15 protein-coding genes are annotated in these 14509 nt (G+C 67.0%); 6 read left to right on the plus strand and 9 right to left on the minus strand.

What is annotated here, in order from left to right:
* The 4 genes from pcaDC (at position 1) to pcaG (ending at position 3972) form a co-directional block, all read left to right on the plus strand.
* The gene (pcaDC, locus tag D3877_RS31140) at positions 1-1215 is read left to right on the plus strand and encodes a bifunctional 3-oxoadipate enol-lactonase/4-carboxymuconolactone decarboxylase PcaDC (RefSeq protein ID WP_119832920.1); all 1215 of its coding nucleotides are present in this window, start codon (positions 1-3) and stop codon (positions 1213-1215) included.
* On the plus strand, positions 1212-2588 hold the full coding sequence (locus D3877_RS22075) for a 3-carboxy-cis,cis-muconate cycloisomerase (protein WP_119832921.1): 1377 nt from the start codon (positions 1212-1214) through the stop codon (positions 2586-2588). The genes pcaDC and D3877_RS22075 overlap by 4 nt, the downstream gene beginning before the upstream one ends.
* 112 nt (positions 2589-2700) lie before the next feature.
* Positions 2701-3420 (plus strand): protocatechuate 3,4-dioxygenase subunit beta, encoded by a 720-nt coding sequence (pcaH, locus tag D3877_RS22080; protein WP_119832922.1) that lies wholly within the window; start codon positions 2701-2703, stop codon positions 3418-3420.
* Positions 3421-3423: 3 nt separating this feature from the next.
* Positions 3424-3972, plus strand: coding sequence for a protocatechuate 3,4-dioxygenase subunit alpha (pcaG, locus tag D3877_RS22085; RefSeq protein ID WP_119832923.1), 549 nt, complete (start codon positions 3424-3426; stop codon positions 3970-3972).
* Positions 3973-4018: 46 nt separating this feature from the next.
* Here pcaG and D3877_RS22090 read toward each other — a convergent pair whose 3' ends face one another.
* The 4 genes from D3877_RS22090 to D3877_RS22105 form a co-directional block, all read right to left on the minus strand.
* Entirely contained in the window at positions 4019-4402 is a 384-nt protein-coding gene (locus D3877_RS22090) for a dihydroneopterin aldolase (protein ID WP_119832924.1), read from the minus strand.
* 95 nt (positions 4403-4497) lie between these two features.
* The gene (locus D3877_RS22095; RefSeq protein WP_119833159.1) at positions 4498-5580 is read right to left on the minus strand and encodes a site-specific DNA-methyltransferase; all 1083 of its coding nucleotides are present in this window, start codon (positions 5578-5580) and stop codon (positions 4498-4500) included.
* Positions 5581-5671: 91 nt separating this feature from the next.
* Entirely contained in the window at positions 5672-6358 is a 687-nt protein-coding gene (locus tag D3877_RS22100; protein ID WP_119832925.1) for a ribonuclease HII, read from the minus strand.
* Between the two features lie 11 nt (positions 6359-6369).
* The gene (locus tag D3877_RS22105) at positions 6370-7119 is read right to left on the minus strand and encodes a cyclic nucleotide-binding domain-containing protein (protein WP_119832926.1); all 750 of its coding nucleotides are present in this window, start codon (positions 7117-7119) and stop codon (positions 6370-6372) included.
* A 175-nt stretch (positions 7120-7294) separates the two neighbouring features.
* On the opposite strand from D3877_RS22105, the gene D3877_RS22110 reads away from it, so the two are divergent.
* Entirely contained in the window at positions 7295-7810 is a 516-nt protein-coding gene (locus D3877_RS22110) for a YchJ family protein (protein WP_119833160.1), read from the plus strand.
* 188 nt (positions 7811-7998) lie between these two features.
* Positions 7999-8607: a cold-shock protein gene (locus tag D3877_RS30895; RefSeq protein ID WP_119832927.1), complete on the plus strand. Its 609-nt coding sequence runs from the start codon at positions 7999-8001 to the stop codon at positions 8605-8607.
* 99 nt (positions 8608-8706) lie between these two features.
* Here D3877_RS30895 and D3877_RS22120 read toward each other — a convergent pair whose 3' ends face one another.
* The 5 genes from D3877_RS22120 to fliI all read right to left on the minus strand — a co-directional run bounded on the left by D3877_RS22120 (position 8707) and on the right by fliI (position 14345).
* Positions 8707-9744, minus strand: a complete 1038-nt coding sequence (locus D3877_RS22120) for a 2Fe-2S iron-sulfur cluster binding domain-containing protein (protein WP_119832928.1) — start codon at positions 9742-9744, stop codon at positions 8707-8709.
* An 89-nt stretch (positions 9745-9833) separates the two neighbouring features.
* Positions 9834-11495 carry a hydroxylamine reductase gene (hcp, locus tag D3877_RS22125; protein WP_119832929.1) on the minus strand — a complete coding sequence of 554 codons (1662 nt, stop codon included), beginning with the start codon at positions 11493-11495 and terminating at the stop codon, positions 9834-9836.
* A gap of 93 nt (positions 11496-11588) precedes the next feature.
* Positions 11589-12479 carry a prephenate/arogenate dehydrogenase family protein gene (locus D3877_RS22130; RefSeq protein ID WP_119832930.1) on the minus strand — a complete coding sequence of 297 codons (891 nt, stop codon included), beginning with the start codon at positions 12477-12479 and terminating at the stop codon, positions 11589-11591.
* 97 nt (positions 12480-12576) lie between these two features.
* Positions 12577-13011 (minus strand): flagellar export protein FliJ, encoded by a 435-nt coding sequence (locus D3877_RS22135; RefSeq protein ID WP_119832931.1) that lies wholly within the window; start codon positions 13009-13011, stop codon positions 12577-12579.
* Positions 13008-14345: a flagellar protein export ATPase FliI gene (gene fliI / locus D3877_RS22140; protein ID WP_199720889.1), complete on the minus strand. Its 1338-nt coding sequence runs from the start codon at positions 14343-14345 to the stop codon at positions 13008-13010. The genes D3877_RS22135 and fliI overlap by 4 nt, the downstream gene beginning before the upstream one ends.
* Positions 14346-14509: the final 164 nt, after the last annotated feature.

The following is a 14509-nucleotide window of genomic DNA, read 5'->3' on the forward strand; positions in this document are numbered from 1 at the left end:
ATGCCCTTCATCGACGCCGACGGATTGACGGTCCATTACGATCTGACCGGACCGGCCAACGCGCCGGTTCTGCTGCTCGCCAACTCCATCGGCACCAGCCTGCACATTTGGGACGCCACCCTGCCCGCGCTGACCCAGCGCTTCCGGGTTCTGCGCTACGACATGCGCGGCCATGGATTGACCGGCGTGTCGCCGGTGGGCGCGGACAGCGGGTACAGCATGGATCGGCTGGCCGACGACGCGGTGGCGCTGCTTGACGCGCTGGGCGTCGGGCGGGCGCATGTCTGCGGCCTGTCCATCGGCGGCATGATGGCGCAGCGGCTGGCGGTGAAAGCGCCGGAGCGGGTGGACGGCTTGATCCTGTGCGACACCGCCGGGTTGATCGGCCCGCCGTCGATCTGGGCCGACCGGATCGCGGCGATCCGCGCCAATGGTCTGGCCAGCATCGCCGAGGGCGTCATGGCCCGCTGGTTCACCGAGCGTTTCCGGGCCGAGCGCCCCGATCTCATTCGCGGCTACGTCGCCATGCTCAGCCGGACGCCGGTCGATGGCTATGTCGGTTGCTCCATGGCGATCCGCGACGCCGATTTGCGCGCCGACAACGCCCGCATCGCCGCGCCGACCCTGGTGGTGGTGGGGTCGGAGGATCTGGCGACCTCCCCCGCCCTGGCGCGCGAACTGGCCGACGGCATCCCCGGCGCGCGCTTCGCCATTTTGCCCGACGCCGCGCACATTCCCTGCGTCGAGCGCCCGGCGGAGCTGGCCGCGCTGATCCTGGAGTTTTTGACCAACCTCTCCGCTCCCGCCGAGATGCCGGAGCGCGGCCTGTATGACCGGGGCATGGTGGTGCGCCGCACCGTGCTGGGCGACGCCCATGTCGACCGCTCGCTCGCTCGCGCCAGCGATTTCGACCGTGATTTCCAGGAATTCATCACCAAAACCGCCTGGGGGTCGATCTGGACCCGGCCCGGATTGGACCGTCGGACCCGCAGCCTGCTGACCATCGCCATGCTGGCCGCGCTGGGCCATGACGGCGAGTTCAAGCTGCACATCCGCGCCACCCGCAACACCGGCGTGACCCGCGACGAGGTGAAGGAAGTCCTGCTGCAAGCCGCCGTCTACGCCGGGGTTCCCGCCGCCAACCACGCCATCGCGCTCGCCCGCGCGGTCTATGAGGAGATGGACGCCGAAGAGGCCGGGGCGTCGGCGTCATGAGCGGGATTCCCTACGCCGACCCGCTGCTTGACCCGCTGTTCACCACGCCCGACGCGGCGGACGCCTTTTCCCCGCGCGCGCGCCTGCAAGGCATGCTGGATTTTGAGGCGGCGCTGGCGCGGGCCGAGGCGGCGGTCGGCGTCATCCCGTCCGGCGCGGTCGCCGCCATCGCGGCGGCCTGCGACGCCACGCTCTACGACGTGGCGGCCTTGGGGGCGGAAGCGGCGCTGGCGGGCAACACGGCGATTCCCCTGGTCAAGCATCTGACCCGCAAGGTGGCCGACGCCGACGCGGAGGCCGCCCGTTTCGTCCATTGGGGGGCGACCAGCCAAGACGCCATGGACAGCGGGCTGGTTCTGCAATTGCGCGGCTTCATCGATGGGCTGGACGCCACCTTGGCGACTCTGGCCGCCGGGCTGGCGGTTCTGGCCGACCGCCACCGGGCGACGCCGATGGTGGCGCGCACCTGGTTGCAGCACGCCTTGCCGACGACCTTCGGGCTGAAGGCGGCGGTCTGGCTCGACTCGTTGGGCCGCGACCGGCAACGGCTGGCGGCGGCGCGCGCGCGGTTGGCGCTGCAATTCGGCGGCGCGGCGGGAACGCTGGCGGCGCTGGGCGATTCCGGCCCGGCGGTGGCCGAGGCGTTGGCGGTGGCGCTTTCCCTTCCCCTGCCCGCTTTGCCCTGGCACGCCAGCCGCGACCGTGTGACCGAACTGGCGGCGGCGCTGGGCATCCTCGCCGGAACGCTGGGGACCATCGGGCGCGACGTGTCGCTGATGATGCAGATGGAGGTTGGCGAGGCGTTCGAGCCGTCCGGCCCTGGTCGCGGCGGCTCCTCCACCATGCCGCACAAGCGCAACCCGGTGTCCTGCGCCGTCCTGCTCTCCACCGCCTTGCGCGCGCCCGCGCTGGTCGGCGGGCTGCTCGCCGCGCAGGTGCAGGAGCATGAACGGGGCTTGGGCGGTTGGCACGCCGAATGGCAGGCCCTGCCCGACCTCGCCCGGCTGGTCGCCGGGGCGGCCCATCACGCCGCCGCCATGATCGACGGGTTGACGGTGGACGCGGAGCGGATGCGGGCGAATCTGGAGCTGACGCGCGGCCTGATCCTGGCCGAAGCGGTGACGATGGCGCTGGGCGAGACGATGGGCCGTCTGGCCGCCCACGCCCGCGTGGCGGAGGCCAGCCGCCGCGCCATCGCCGACCAGCGCCCCTTGCGCGACCTGTTGGCCGAGGATGCGGAGATCGTCGCGGCGCTGGGGCTGGATGGGCTGGACCGCCTGTTCGATCCGCTGCGCTACACCGGATCGGCGGCGCATTTCATTGATCGCGCCTTGGCGGATCACGCAGTGATGGAACGCGCGCACGGTCGGTGATGCCCATTGTTCAGAAAGTGAACCAGCGCGGTCCAGTCTTCGCGTTTCACAAAAATGGACCATTGGTCCATAATAATCTCATCAAAAAACACCCCCCAAGGAGGCGCCCGAGATGACCCACACGCCGCAGGCCGAGGCGGATTTCGCCCCGCGCGACTGGACGCAGCACCCGCCCTACCTGTCCCCCGCCTACAAATCGACGGTTCTGCGTTCGCCCAGCAAGCCGTTGATCCCGGTCAAACAAAGCCTGTTGACCCGCAGCGGCCCGGTGTTCGGCCATGACAGCCTGCGCGAGTTCGACAACGACCTGACCAAGAATGGCCGGGTGAATGGCGAGCCGCTGGGCGAGCGCATCATCGTGACGGGCCGCGTGCTCGACGAAAGCGGTCGCCCGGTTCCCAACACGCTGTTGGAGATCTGGCAGGCCAACGCCACGGGCCGCTACGTCCATCGCTGGGACCAGCATGACGCGCCGCTCGACCCGAATTTCTTCGGGGCTGGCCGCTGCGTCACCGACGATCAGGGGCGCTACCGCTTCACCTCGATCAAGCCCGGCGCCTATCCCTGGGGCAACCACCACAACGCGTGGCGTCCGGCGCACATCCATTTCTCGCTGTTCGGCCCGGCCTATCTGACCCGATTGGTCACGCAGATGTATTTCCCCGGCGATCCGCTGCTGCCGTTGGATCCCATCTACAACGGCATTCCCGAAGGGGCGCGCGATCTGCTGATTTCGCGCTTCTCAATCGACGTGACCGAGCCGGTGTGGGCGCTCGGCTATGAATTCGACATCGTTCTGCGCGGGCGCGACGCCACGCCGATGGAGGCCTGAGCCATGCTGAAACAAACCCCGTCCCAGACCGTCGGCCCTTATTTCGCCTACGCCTGGACCCCGGAACTGTATGGCCGTCGCCCGCTGCTCAGCAACGTGCTGACCACCACCGACACGGTGGGCGAACGCATTCGCGTGGAAGGCGTGGTGACGGACGGCGAAGGCGCGCCGATCCGCGATTGCGTCGTCGAGATCTGGCAGGCCGACGCGCAAGGCCGCGTTCAACCCGGCGCGGCGGGCTTTGGCCGTTGCGGGACCACGGAAGAGGGGCTGTACCGCTTCGACACCGTGAAGCCGGGCGCGACCGGCGACGGCGAGGCCCCGCACATCGCGGTGACGGTCTTCGCGCGCGGCATGCTGGCCCACGCCTTCACCCGCGTCTATTTCGCCGACGAGGAGCGAGCGAACGCCGAGGATCCGACCCTGGCCCTGGTCCCGGAAGACCGCCGGTCAAGCTTGATCGCCAGCCGCGCGGACACGCCGGGCGGCGCGGTCTACCGCTTCGACATCCGTCTTCAGGGCGACCGGGAAACCGTGTTTTTTGATTTGTAAGGTGTCTTTTTCCCTCTCCCGTTCCGGGAGAGGGAAAAAACGTTCGTCACGCCCGCGCGCGCTCGATCTCCACGCCGACGCTGGCGGCGTCGGGGAACACGTCGAGCTTTTCGACCCGCACCTTCGCCGCCTTGACGCGGGCGTCGGCCAGACAGCGTTCGGCGATGCGCTCGGCCAGCGTCTCCACCAGGGTGACGTGCCCCTGGGTGACGACGCCCTTGACCACCGACGCCATGTCTTCGCCGGTCACGCCGGGGGCGACGACGTCGAGATCCAAGTTCAGCCGGATGCGCTGGGGCTTGGCGCGCTCGTGCGCGTAGACGCCGATCAGGGCGTCCATGACGAGATCACGAACGAAACAGCGGGTGGACAACGCCGCCGGAGCCGCGCGCGGCGTCGGAGCGGTGACGGTGGCGAAAAGCTTGTTCATGGGCGAACGCCTAACATAGCGGCAACCGGCTGCCAAGCCGCCGTCCCCATGACGGCGGGGCAAAGCAGCCACGCTTGTGCAAACCAGCGTCTTTGTCAGTGCATTTCCGAGCGGATTTGCTCGCGCAGGACGTCGATGGGGCGCAGGGAATCGCCATCCTCGTAATGCCAATAGGTCCAGCCGTTGCAAGCGGGCAGCCCCGCCATCGCCGCGCCGACCTGATGGATCGAACCGCGATGATCGCCCAGCGGGTTGGAGCCAATCAGCGTGCCATCGGCGCGCACCCGCGCCGCCACCCGGCGACGCAGGTCGAACAGGGTCGAGCCGGGGCGCAGCAAGCCGCGCTCCACCACCCAGCCAAAGGGAATGCGCGGCGCGCTGCGTTTGGGCGGCGTGTCGAGGATGGCGTTTTCCGGCGCTTCCTCCACCGCGTCGATGCGGGCTTGCGCGGCCTTCACATAGGTGTCGTCGCGCTCCAGCCCGATCCATTTGCGGCCCAGCCGCTTGGCCACCGCGCCGGTGGTGCCGGTGCCGAAGAAGGGATCCAGAACGACGTCGCCCGGACGGGAGGAGGACAGGATCACCCGGTACAGCAGCGATTCCGGCTTTTGCGTCGGGTGGGTCTTCTTGCCGTCCTCGTCGCGCAGCCGCTCGCCGCCGGTGCAGATCGGCAGCACCCAATCGCTGCGCATCTGAAGATCCTCGTTCAGGTTCTTCATGGCGTCGTAGTTGAAGCGATAGCGCGCGTCCTTGTCCTTCGACGCCCAAATCATCGTTTCGTGCGCGTTGGCGAAGCGGGTGCCCCGGAAATTCGGCATCGGGTTGGTCTTGCGCCACACGATGTCGTTGAGGATCCAGAAGCCCAGATTCTGGAGCGTCGCGCCGACGCGGAAAATGTTGTGATAGCTGCCGATCACCCACAGCGAGCCGTCGGGCTTCAAAATGCGGCGGGCCGCCGTCATCCAATCCTGGGTGAAGCGGTCATAGGCCTCGAAATCGACGAACTTGTCCCAATCGTCATCCACCCCGGCGACGCGGGAATGGTTCGGTCGCAGCAGCTCGCCACCCAACTGAAGGTTGTAGGGCGGATCCGCGAAAACGAGATCGACCGACTCAGGCGGCAGGTCGTTCATCAACGCGATGCAATCACCGACCAGGATACGATTGTGAGGAGACATCAGGGCAACCAACAGCAGCGGGGACTCGAGCGCGACAATGAGTCGCCGCCGAGTCGCCGTCAACAGCTTTTTGCGCCAAGAGTCAGACGAGTCAGCCAGTTAGCGCCTTTTGCGCGCGCACTGGTGCAAAAGAGACTCGGTGGTGCGCGGTGACGCCGTGCAGCCGCAACGCCGCCAAATGTTCGGGCGTCGGATAGCCCGCGTTGCGGTCCCAGCCATAGTGGGGATGGGCCGCCGACAGCCGCAACATCTCGTTGTCGCGCGCTACTTTGGCGAGAATCGACGCGCAGGCGATGGATTGGCTGCGGCTGTCGCCCTTGACCACCGCCACCGCCTCGCAGCCAAGGTCGGGGGTGAATTTTCCGTCGATCAACGCCGCGTCGGGGGCGGCTCCCGGCAAAGCCCGATAGGCGCGTTTCATCGCCAGCAGAGTCGCCTTGTGGATGTTGATGTCGTCGATTTCCTGGGCCGACGCCTCGGCGATGGCGAAGGCGAGCGCGTGGGCGCGGATCGCCGGTTCGATCTCGTCGCGCAAACGGCGGCTGAGCGCCTTGCTGTCGTCAATCAGCGCAGCGATGTCGGGCGGCAAGCCTTCGGGCGGCAGCACCACGGCGGCGGCGACCACCGGCCCGGCCAGCGGCCCGCGCCCAACCTCGTCGATGCCGCAGACCCGGCGGCCCGGCCCAAAGGCGGTTTCAAAGGACAAATCGGGGCGGTGACGGACGACCGCCGCCGCGCTTTTGGCGGCGCGCGGGGCGGAGGCGGCTTTGCGGGGCATGACCGGCGGCTTCAGCGGGGGTTGGAAAGCTGCTTGATATAGATGCGGGCCAGCGTCCGCAAGATGGGCGGCATGGCCGCCAGGGCCTGGAGAAAACTCTCCTTGCGGATGACTTCGCACACGGTCGCCTCGGTCGCCATGGCGCTGGCGGCGCGCGGGTGGTCGGTCAGCAAGGCCAACTCGCCGAAGATCCGGCCAGGGCCGAGCAGCGCCAGTTCCTTGTCCTCAAAACCATCGACCCGACGGATGGAGACTTGCCCGGACTGGATCAAAAAAGCCGCCAATCCCTCGTCGTTCTGACGGAAGAAAATATGGCCCTCGCGAAACATGCGGCGTTCGGCCAGGGTTTGGAAAGAGGCTGAAGACCGGATCTCAGCCCCGCCGTCCAACCGTTCCGGTTGGGGCAGGCCATAGTTGCGGCGGATCGCCGCGATCAAGCTTTCCAGCAGGTAACGCGCCAGCGGCGGCGATTTGCGCAGCATGACTTGAAACGTGTCGCGCGTCAGCTCCACCGCCGACACCGAGGTGATGGTGCGCACGGTGGCGCTGCGCGTGCCGTTGTCGATCAAGGCCATTTCGCCGACCACCGACCCGGCTTTGATGAGGCCCAACCGCTTCATGCCTTCCGGTCGTTCCAGCAGGGCTTCCATTTCGCCGGATTCGACCAGCCACGCGCGATCGCCATAGGTCCCCTGATGCATCAGGATGGTTCCGGCGGGGATCTGAATGCGCCGGGTGTCGGCGCTGGTCTTGCTGCTCATCGGTCCGCCCAAAAAGCGTTGTGCGAGACAAGCTTACACGGAATTTGGCGGGAAATCGTTAATCGCCAATCGGGATCCGCCGTCATCACCCTCTTGAGCCGGTGGACGCGGCTGCGCTATGGATGCGGCCCGCGACGGCATCGGCCGGCGCCCGCGTGACTTCAGAGATGCCGACATGACCGCCGAAACCACCGCGACCACCGCCCCCGCGACCCCGAGAGAATGCCCCTGCCGGTCGGGAAAGACCTTTGACGCCTGCTGCGGCCCCTATCTGGCCGGCTTGCCCGCCCCGACGGCGGAAGCGCTGATGCGCTCGCGTTATTCGGCCTACGCCGTCCGCAACATCGATTATCTGCACGACACGTTGCAGCCGGAAACGCGCGGCGACTTCGCCCGCGCCGAGGCCGAGACCTGGGCCGACAACAGCCTGTGGACCGGGCTTGAGATCCGCTCCACCGAAGGCGGCCAGCCCGGCGACACCGATGGTTTGGTCGAGTTCGTCGCCCGTTTCACCATGAACGACAAGCCGCTGACCCACCACGAAACCAGCCGCTTCATCCACCAGGACGGGCGTTGGTATTATGTGGACGGCGTGCTGGGCGCCCGCCCGCGCAGCGGCCCCAAGGTTGGCCGCAACGACCCCTGCCCCTGCGGCAGCGGCAAGAAATACAAGAAGTGCCACGGGGCCTGATCGGTCGGCGTCCGCCAACGGGTTTCACCCGGCGCGCCGCCCGAACGCGCCGGGTTTGAAACTTTCTCGAGTCTTTCCTGTCTTTTGACGCAATCCCGATTGAATTCCGCGCCGGAACGGCTCATGGTCCGTTCGCCGTGTTCCGGCGTTTCGGGATGCGGTCTATCACGACAGATGAGACTACACTTATGTTCGATCGTCCGCAGCGCAACAACTCGTTCCGCGCTCCCGAGATTACCCAGCGCGACATCCGAGCCACTGTGAAGTGGTTCAACAGCACCAAGGGCTTCGGCTTCGTGACGCCCGAAGACGGCTCGCCCGACGCTTTCCTTCACTCGACGGTTTTGCAATTCAGCGGGCATGACAGCCTCGACGAAGGCGCGACCATCGTGTGCGACCTCTCGCGCGGCCCGAAGGGCCCGCAGGTCGCCACCATCCACTCCGTGGACCTGTCCACCGCCGCCCCGAGCAGCCGTCCGGCCCGCCCGGCGCGCGACCGTGACAGCGGCTGGGGCAATGATGGCGGCTACGGCGGCGGTGGCAACAGCTACGGCGGCGGTCAAGACTCCTACGGCGATTCCGACAGCGGCGAGACCGTTGACGGCACCGTCAAGTGGTTCAACGTGACCAAGGGCTTTGGCTTCATCGCCCCGGCCAGCGGCGGCAAGGACATCTTCGTCCACATCCGCGCGTTGGAGCGTTCGGGCATCCAGTCTTTGGCCGATGGCGAGCAGGTGCGTGTCAGCATCCGCCAGGGTGCCAAGGGTCCGGAAGCGCAGCGCGTCGAGCTGGCGTAACGTCTCGTCTCGTGATGTGATCTGATGCGAAAAACCCCCGCTCCACTGGAGCGGGGGTTTTTTGTTGTCCGTCTTTTGAGTCCGTCTTTTGAACAAGCTTCAGGCGACGCTGGGCAAAAAGCGTTCGCTGAACAGATGGCTGTCCGGCACGCCCTGCTCGCGGGCGGCGCGCTCCACCGCGTCGATCAGCGCGGGCGGGCCGCAGGTGTAAAGATCGGGGGCCACGCCCAACGCCGCCAGATCGGCGCGCACCGCGTCCGCCGGGGTTCCCCGGAAGCCTTGCCACCCCTCCCCCGCCCGCCAGACGCAGGGGATCAGGGTGAAGCCCGGCAACTCCTCCGCCAACCGTCCGAGTTCGTCGAGCGCGAACAGCTCGCTCTCCCGGTTGACGCCGAAATAGAGGCGGGCGGGTTGCGGATCCTGATAGTCGGCCATCCGCCGCAGCATGGACAGCATCGGGGCCAGCCCGGTTCCCCCGGCGACGAACCAGCGCGGGCGCAAGCCATGCTCCTGCAAGGTGAAACCGCCCAGCGGCCCATGCGTCAGCACGCGATCCCCGATCTTGGCCCGCCGCTCCAGATAACCGGAAAAACGCCCCTGGGGTTGCAGACGGATCAGAAACTCCAACGCGCCGTCCCAATTCGCCGTGTTGGCCAGCGAATAGGCGCGGCGCACGCCCTCGCCGGGAATCTCCAACTCCATATATTGCCCAGCTTCGAACTCCGCCGCGCGGCCCTCTCCCTCGTCTTCCAGTTCCAGACACAGGCGGACGGTTCGCTCCCCCACCAGCGTCAATTCGGTCACGGCGCCGCCGCGCGGGCGCACGGCTTGGCTGAGGATGCGGGAGCGGTCAAAGGGGGCGCCGACGCTCATGGGGCCGCGCGGGTAGGTCCGGCACAGCAGGATCGTCCGGCGTTCGGCGTCCTCCGCCGACAAGGCCGCGCTGCTGTGGGGACCAAGATGATACTCCCCCTCTTGCGCGGTGGCCCGGCAGGCTCCGCAACCGCCCTCCCGGCAAACCACCGGCAGGAACAGATCGACGGCGGCGGCGGCCTCGACAAGGCTTTGATCCTCGGCGCAGGGAAAGCTCAGCCGCTCGCCGTCGCGGGTGAGCAGCGCGATGCTGTGGACGCTCATCGATTGGGAACCCCCCGGTCAGAACAGACAAAAAGCGCCGCCGGACGGACGGGGCGAACCCTTTCCGTCCGACGGCGCGGTTCAGACGATCAGGCGGCGCGGTTCAGCGCGGCGGCGATGTCGTCTTGCGCGTTGGTGATCGGCTGGATGCCGAAACCGTCCACCAACGTCGCCAGCACGTTCGGCGTGATGAAGGCGGGCAAGGTCGGCCCCAGCCGGATGTTGCGGATGCCCAAAGCCAGCAGGGTCAACAGAACGGCGGCGGCCTTCTGCTCAAACCAGGACACCACCAGCGACAAGGGCAGGTCGTTGACGCTGCAATCGAAGGCTTCAGCCAAGGCCCCGGCGATGCGGATCGCCGAATAGCTGTCGTTGCACTGGCCGAGGTCGAGCAGGCGCGGAATGCCGCCGATGGCCCCGAACTCGTGACGGTTGAAGCGGTATTTGGCGCAACCCAGCGTCAGAACCACCGTGTCGTCCGGCGCGCCGGTCGCGAAGTCGGAGTAATAGTTGCGGCCCGACGCCGCGCCGTCACAGCCGCCGATCAGGAAGAAATGGCGGATGTCGCCCGCCTTCACCGCGTCGATGACGGCGCCCGCCACGCCCAGCACCGCGTCGCGGCCAAAGCCGACGGTGATGGTCTGTTCCGGCTCGTCCGCCTTGAAGCCCGGCAAAGCGAGAGCGGCGGCGACCAACGGTCCGAATTGATGGTCGGTCAGGTGACGCAGACCGGGCCAACCCACCGGCCCGGCGGTGAAGATGCGCTGGCGGTAACGCGGGCCGGGTTCGATGATGCAATTGGACGTCATCAGGATCGGGCCGGGGAAGTTGGCGAAATCCGTTTGCTGGTCCTGCCACGCCCCGCCGTAATTGCCGACCAGATGCGGGTACGCCTTCAGCGTCGGATAGCTGTGGGCGGGCAGCATTTCGCCGTGGGTGTAGACGTTGATTCCCTTGCCCGCCGTTTGCTTCAGCAGAGCTTCCAGATCGCCCAGATCATGGCCACTGACCAGGATCGCCTTGCCCGCCACGGGGGCGACGCGGACGGCGGTCGGGCACGGCGTGCCGAAACGTCCGGTGTTGGCGGCGTCCAGCAACTCCATGACCTCAAGGTTGAGGCGGCCGACCGACAGCGCGCGGTCCAGCAGCGTCGGGACGTCGGTCGGGTCGCTGGCCAGAAAATCCATCGCCTCTTCCACGCCCGCGAACACCGTGTCGCGGGTGTAGCCCAACACGGCGGCGTGGTTGGCGTAGGCGGCGACGCCCTTCATGCCATAGAGGATCAGGGCGCGCAGACCGACGACGTCCTCCCCCACCTCGGCCAGACCGGCGTTGACCGGCACGGCGGCGGCCTGGACCAGCAGCCCTTCCAAATCGGCGGCGGGCGTCCACTCAATCGCCGGGCCGGTCGGGGCGGCGATTGTGGCGGCGTTGGGCGCGGCTTCGCAGCGCGCCTTCACCCGGTCGCGCACCGCCGCCGCCTCGTTCAGCAGGGTGACGAAGCGGGTCGGGTTGAAATTGACGTTGGTCAGGGTGGTGAACAGCGCGTGCAGCATGAAGGCGCCCGCCTCGTGGTCCGGCACGCCCAGCGCGCGGGCGCGGCGGGCCTGCTGGGCGACGCCCTTCACCGCGTGGACCAGCAGATCCTGGAGATCCGCCGTGGTCGCGTCCTTGCCGCACAGGCCCTTGGCCGACGCGCAGCCGTCGCCGCTGGGAAGACGGGTCGTTTGCTCGCACTGATAGCAAAACATGAGGCGCCCTCTAAGGTTTCTGGAGTGTTCCAGAGCGCTTATAGGGGCGGTCCCGACCGCCTCACTTGACCATGGTCAAGCGGCAAAAAGCTTTTACGCCTGCTTGGCGTCGATGATGCCGCGACGGATGGCGCGGGTTTTGGTGAAGGTGTCCTGCAACTGCTGCCCCTCGCCCCAACGGATGGCGCGTTGCAGGGCGGTCAGATCCTCGGTGAAGCGTTGGAGAATCTCCAACACGGCTTCCCGGTTGTTGAGGAACACGTCGCGCCACATCACTGGATCGCTGGCGGCGATGCGGGTGAAGTCGCGGAAGCCGCCCGCCGAAAATTTGATGACTTCGGACTTGGTGTCCTCCTCCAGATCCGACGCGGTGCCGACGATGGTGTAGGCGATCAGGTGCGGCAGATGCGAGGTGATGGCGAGCACGCGGTCATGGTGGCTGGCCTCCATGATCTCGACGTTGGAGCCGACGCGGCGCCACATCTCCACGACCTTCTCCACCGCCTGCGGATCGGCCCCGGTCGGCGGGGTCAGGATGCACCAGCGCCCTTGAAACAGCGAGGCGAAGCCGTTCTCCGGCCCGGAATGCTCGGTTCCCGCCACCGGGTGGCCGGGGACCAGATGCACGCCGTCGGGCAGGTTGGGGCCGATGTCGCGCAACACCGCCTGCTTGACCGACCCGACGTCGGTCACGATGGTTCCGGGGGCCAGATGCGGGCCGATGCGCTCCCCCACCTCGGCGAAGCTGCCGACCGGGGTGGCCAGCACCACCAGATCGGCCCCGTCCAACGCGACCTCCACCTCGGTCGTCGCCATGTCGACGATGCCCAACTCCATCGCCTTGACGCAGACGTCCTTGCTGCGGTCGGCGCAGACGACCTGCCGGGCGATGCCATATTCGGTCAGCGCGCGCGCCAGGGACGAGCCGATCAAGCCGATGCCGATGAAGGCGACGCGGTCGAACAGGGGGGCGGTGTCGCTCATGATGGTCCACGGGGGTGGGTTGCGGGCGCGAAAAACGCCTTGTTTTAAACCACCTTGGGGCGGATGGACCAAGCGAAACTTTGCGAGGTTGCGGGCCTCAGCCCTCCGCCGCCTCTTCCTCGGCTTGCCGACGACGGAAGCCGACCAAGGCGGTTTCGTCGAGCATGATGGCTTCTTTGCGTTTTTGCTTGTCTCTCTCGCGCTTCAACCGTTCTTCCTCGGCCAGTTCAAAGCGCTTCAGCTCCTGATAGGCTTCGGCCATCTGGTCGGTGGCCATGCTGATTTGCACCTCGACCTGAAGCAGCGATTCCCCCAGCTTGCGGCCCCGCTCCATCGCCGCTTGGGCGAAGTTGGCGTAGGTGAAGGACACGGCAAAATCGTCGCGCGCCGTCGCCTGCTCGTGGGCGATTTCCTCTTTCAGCTTCTCGATTTCCGCCTTCAAACGGTCGCCGAGATTTTGCAGCTCCGCCAGGGTGCGGCGCTTTTCGTCCAGTTGCAGCTTTTGCAGGCGGATGATGGTTTTCAGGCTCATTGCGGCCACTGCACCCCGAAGATTTCAGCCAGCAAGGCGTAGCTGGTGGCCAGATCGGTCGATTCCCGCTTGCCCTGCTTCAAAAAGGCTTCCAGCGCCGGTTGATAGTGGATCGCCTCGTCCACCTGCGGGTCGGAGCCTTTGCGGTAGGCGCCCAGCCGGATCATCTCCGCCATGTTGTCATAGGCCGACAACAGCCGCCGGGCGTGGTTGACCAACTCGTTTTCGTTGCGGCTGTTGCAGCCGGGCATGGTGCGCGACACGCTGCGCAGAATGTTGATGGCGGGGTAGCGGCCCCGTTCGCCGATCTGGCGTTCCAGCACGATGTGACCGTCGAGAATGCCGCGCACCGCGTCGGCGATTGGTTCATTGTGGTCGTCGCCCTCGACCAGCACGGTGAACAGGCCGGTGATCGACCCCGACCCGACCAGCCCCGGCCCGGCGCGCTCCAGCAGGCGCGGCAACTCGGCGAAGACCGTCGGCGGATAGCCCTTGGTCGTCGGCGGTTCGCCCGCCGACAGGCCGATTTCGCGCTGGGCCATGGCGAAGCGGGTGACGCTGTCCATCATGCACAGGACGTTGCGCCCCTCGTCGCGAAAATATTCGGCGACCGACAGGGTCATATAGGCGGCCTGGCGGCGCATCAGCGGCGCTTCGTCCGACGTGGCGCAGACGACGATGCTGCGGGCCAGGCCCTCTTCACCCAGATCCTCGGTGATGAACTCCTGCAACTCGCGCCCGCGTTCGCCGATCAGCCCGATGACCGCGATCTCCGCCCCGGAAAAACGCGCCAGCATCGACATGACCGAGGATTTGCCGACGCCCGACCCGGCGAAGATGCCCATGCGCTGGCCCAGGCAGCAGGTGAGAAAGGCGTTGATGGCGCGGATGCCCAAATCCAGCTTTTCCCCCACCCGCGCGCGGGCGTGGGCGTTGGGCGGCGTGTTGCGGATCGGCACGCCGCGCGTCCCGCGCGGCAGCGGCCCCTTGCCGTCCACAGGCTCGCCCAACGCGTTGACGACGCGGCCCAGCCACGCGTCGGTCGGGAAGATGCTGGCCTGATCCTTCGCCACCAGGGCGCGACAGCCCAACCCAACGCCATCCAGCGCCCCAAAGGGCATCAGCAGGGCGCGGCCTTGCCGGAAGCCGACCACCTCGCAGGGGATGTGGCGGCCATCGCGGGATTCAACCACACAGCGACCGCCAACCGACAATTCCTTTTCAATGCCGCCGACCTCAACCATCAGGCCAAGAACAGCCGTCACCCGGCCAAAGCGGTTGAAACCTGGGATGGCGTCGATGTCGTGGATGAGTTGAGCGATGTCGGCGGGCACGGGCGTGCTCCAAAAGCGCAATGGGTGAGGATTTTCAAGGCGTCCAGCGGTTGGCGAACCCGCCGTTAACCAGTATGCCCGCATCATGCCGGGGAAGCATTAACGTTGCGTGAAGCGCATCCTTCTGGCGTTAAGCTGAATCGTCTGTTAACTTGTGTAAACGG

Origin of the sequence: Azospirillum cavernae (assembly GCF_003590795.1) — a bacterium.
Classification (GTDB): domain Bacteria; phylum Pseudomonadota; class Alphaproteobacteria; order Azospirillales; family Azospirillaceae; genus Azospirillum; species Azospirillum cavernae.

Excerpts from the sequence above, each read along its gene's own strand:
- pcaDC (WP_119832920.1), top strand. The coding sequence starts at position 1 with ATGCCCTTCATCGACGCCGACGGATTGACGGTCCATTACGATCTGACC.
- D3877_RS22075 (WP_119832921.1), top strand. The coding sequence starts at position 1,212 with ATGAGCGGGATTCCCTACGCCGACCCGCTGCTTGACCCGCTGTTCACC.
- pcaH (WP_119832922.1), top strand. The coding sequence starts at position 2,701 with ATGACCCACACGCCGCAGGCCGAGGCGGATTTCGCCCCGCGCGACTGG.
- pcaG (WP_119832923.1), top strand. The coding sequence starts at position 3,424 with ATGCTGAAACAAACCCCGTCCCAGACCGTCGGCCCTTATTTCGCCTAC.
- D3877_RS22090 (WP_119832924.1), bottom strand. The coding sequence starts at position 4,402 with ATGAACAAGCTTTTCGCCACCGTCACCGCTCCGACGCCGCGCGCGGCT.
- D3877_RS22095 (WP_119833159.1), bottom strand. The coding sequence starts at position 5,580 with ATGTCTCCTCACAATCGTATCCTGGTCGGTGATTGCATCGCGTTGATG.
- D3877_RS22100 (WP_119832925.1), bottom strand. The coding sequence starts at position 6,358 with ATGCCCCGCAAAGCCGCCTCCGCCCCGCGCGCCGCCAAAAGCGCGGCG.
- D3877_RS22105 (WP_119832926.1), bottom strand. The coding sequence starts at position 7,119 with ATGAGCAGCAAGACCAGCGCCGACACCCGGCGCATTCAGATCCCCGCC.
- D3877_RS22110 (WP_119833160.1), top strand. The coding sequence starts at position 7,295 with ATGACCGCCGAAACCACCGCGACCACCGCCCCCGCGACCCCGAGAGAA.
- D3877_RS30895 (WP_119832927.1), top strand. The coding sequence starts at position 7,999 with ATGTTCGATCGTCCGCAGCGCAACAACTCGTTCCGCGCTCCCGAGATT.
- D3877_RS22120 (WP_119832928.1), bottom strand. The coding sequence starts at position 9,744 with ATGAGCGTCCACAGCATCGCGCTGCTCACCCGCGACGGCGAGCGGCTG.
- hcp (WP_119832929.1), bottom strand. The coding sequence starts at position 11,495 with ATGTTTTGCTATCAGTGCGAGCAAACGACCCGTCTTCCCAGCGGCGAC.
- D3877_RS22130 (WP_119832930.1), bottom strand. The coding sequence starts at position 12,479 with ATGAGCGACACCGCCCCCCTGTTCGACCGCGTCGCCTTCATCGGCATC.
- D3877_RS22135 (WP_119832931.1), bottom strand. The coding sequence starts at position 13,011 with ATGAGCCTGAAAACCATCATCCGCCTGCAAAAGCTGCAACTGGACGAA.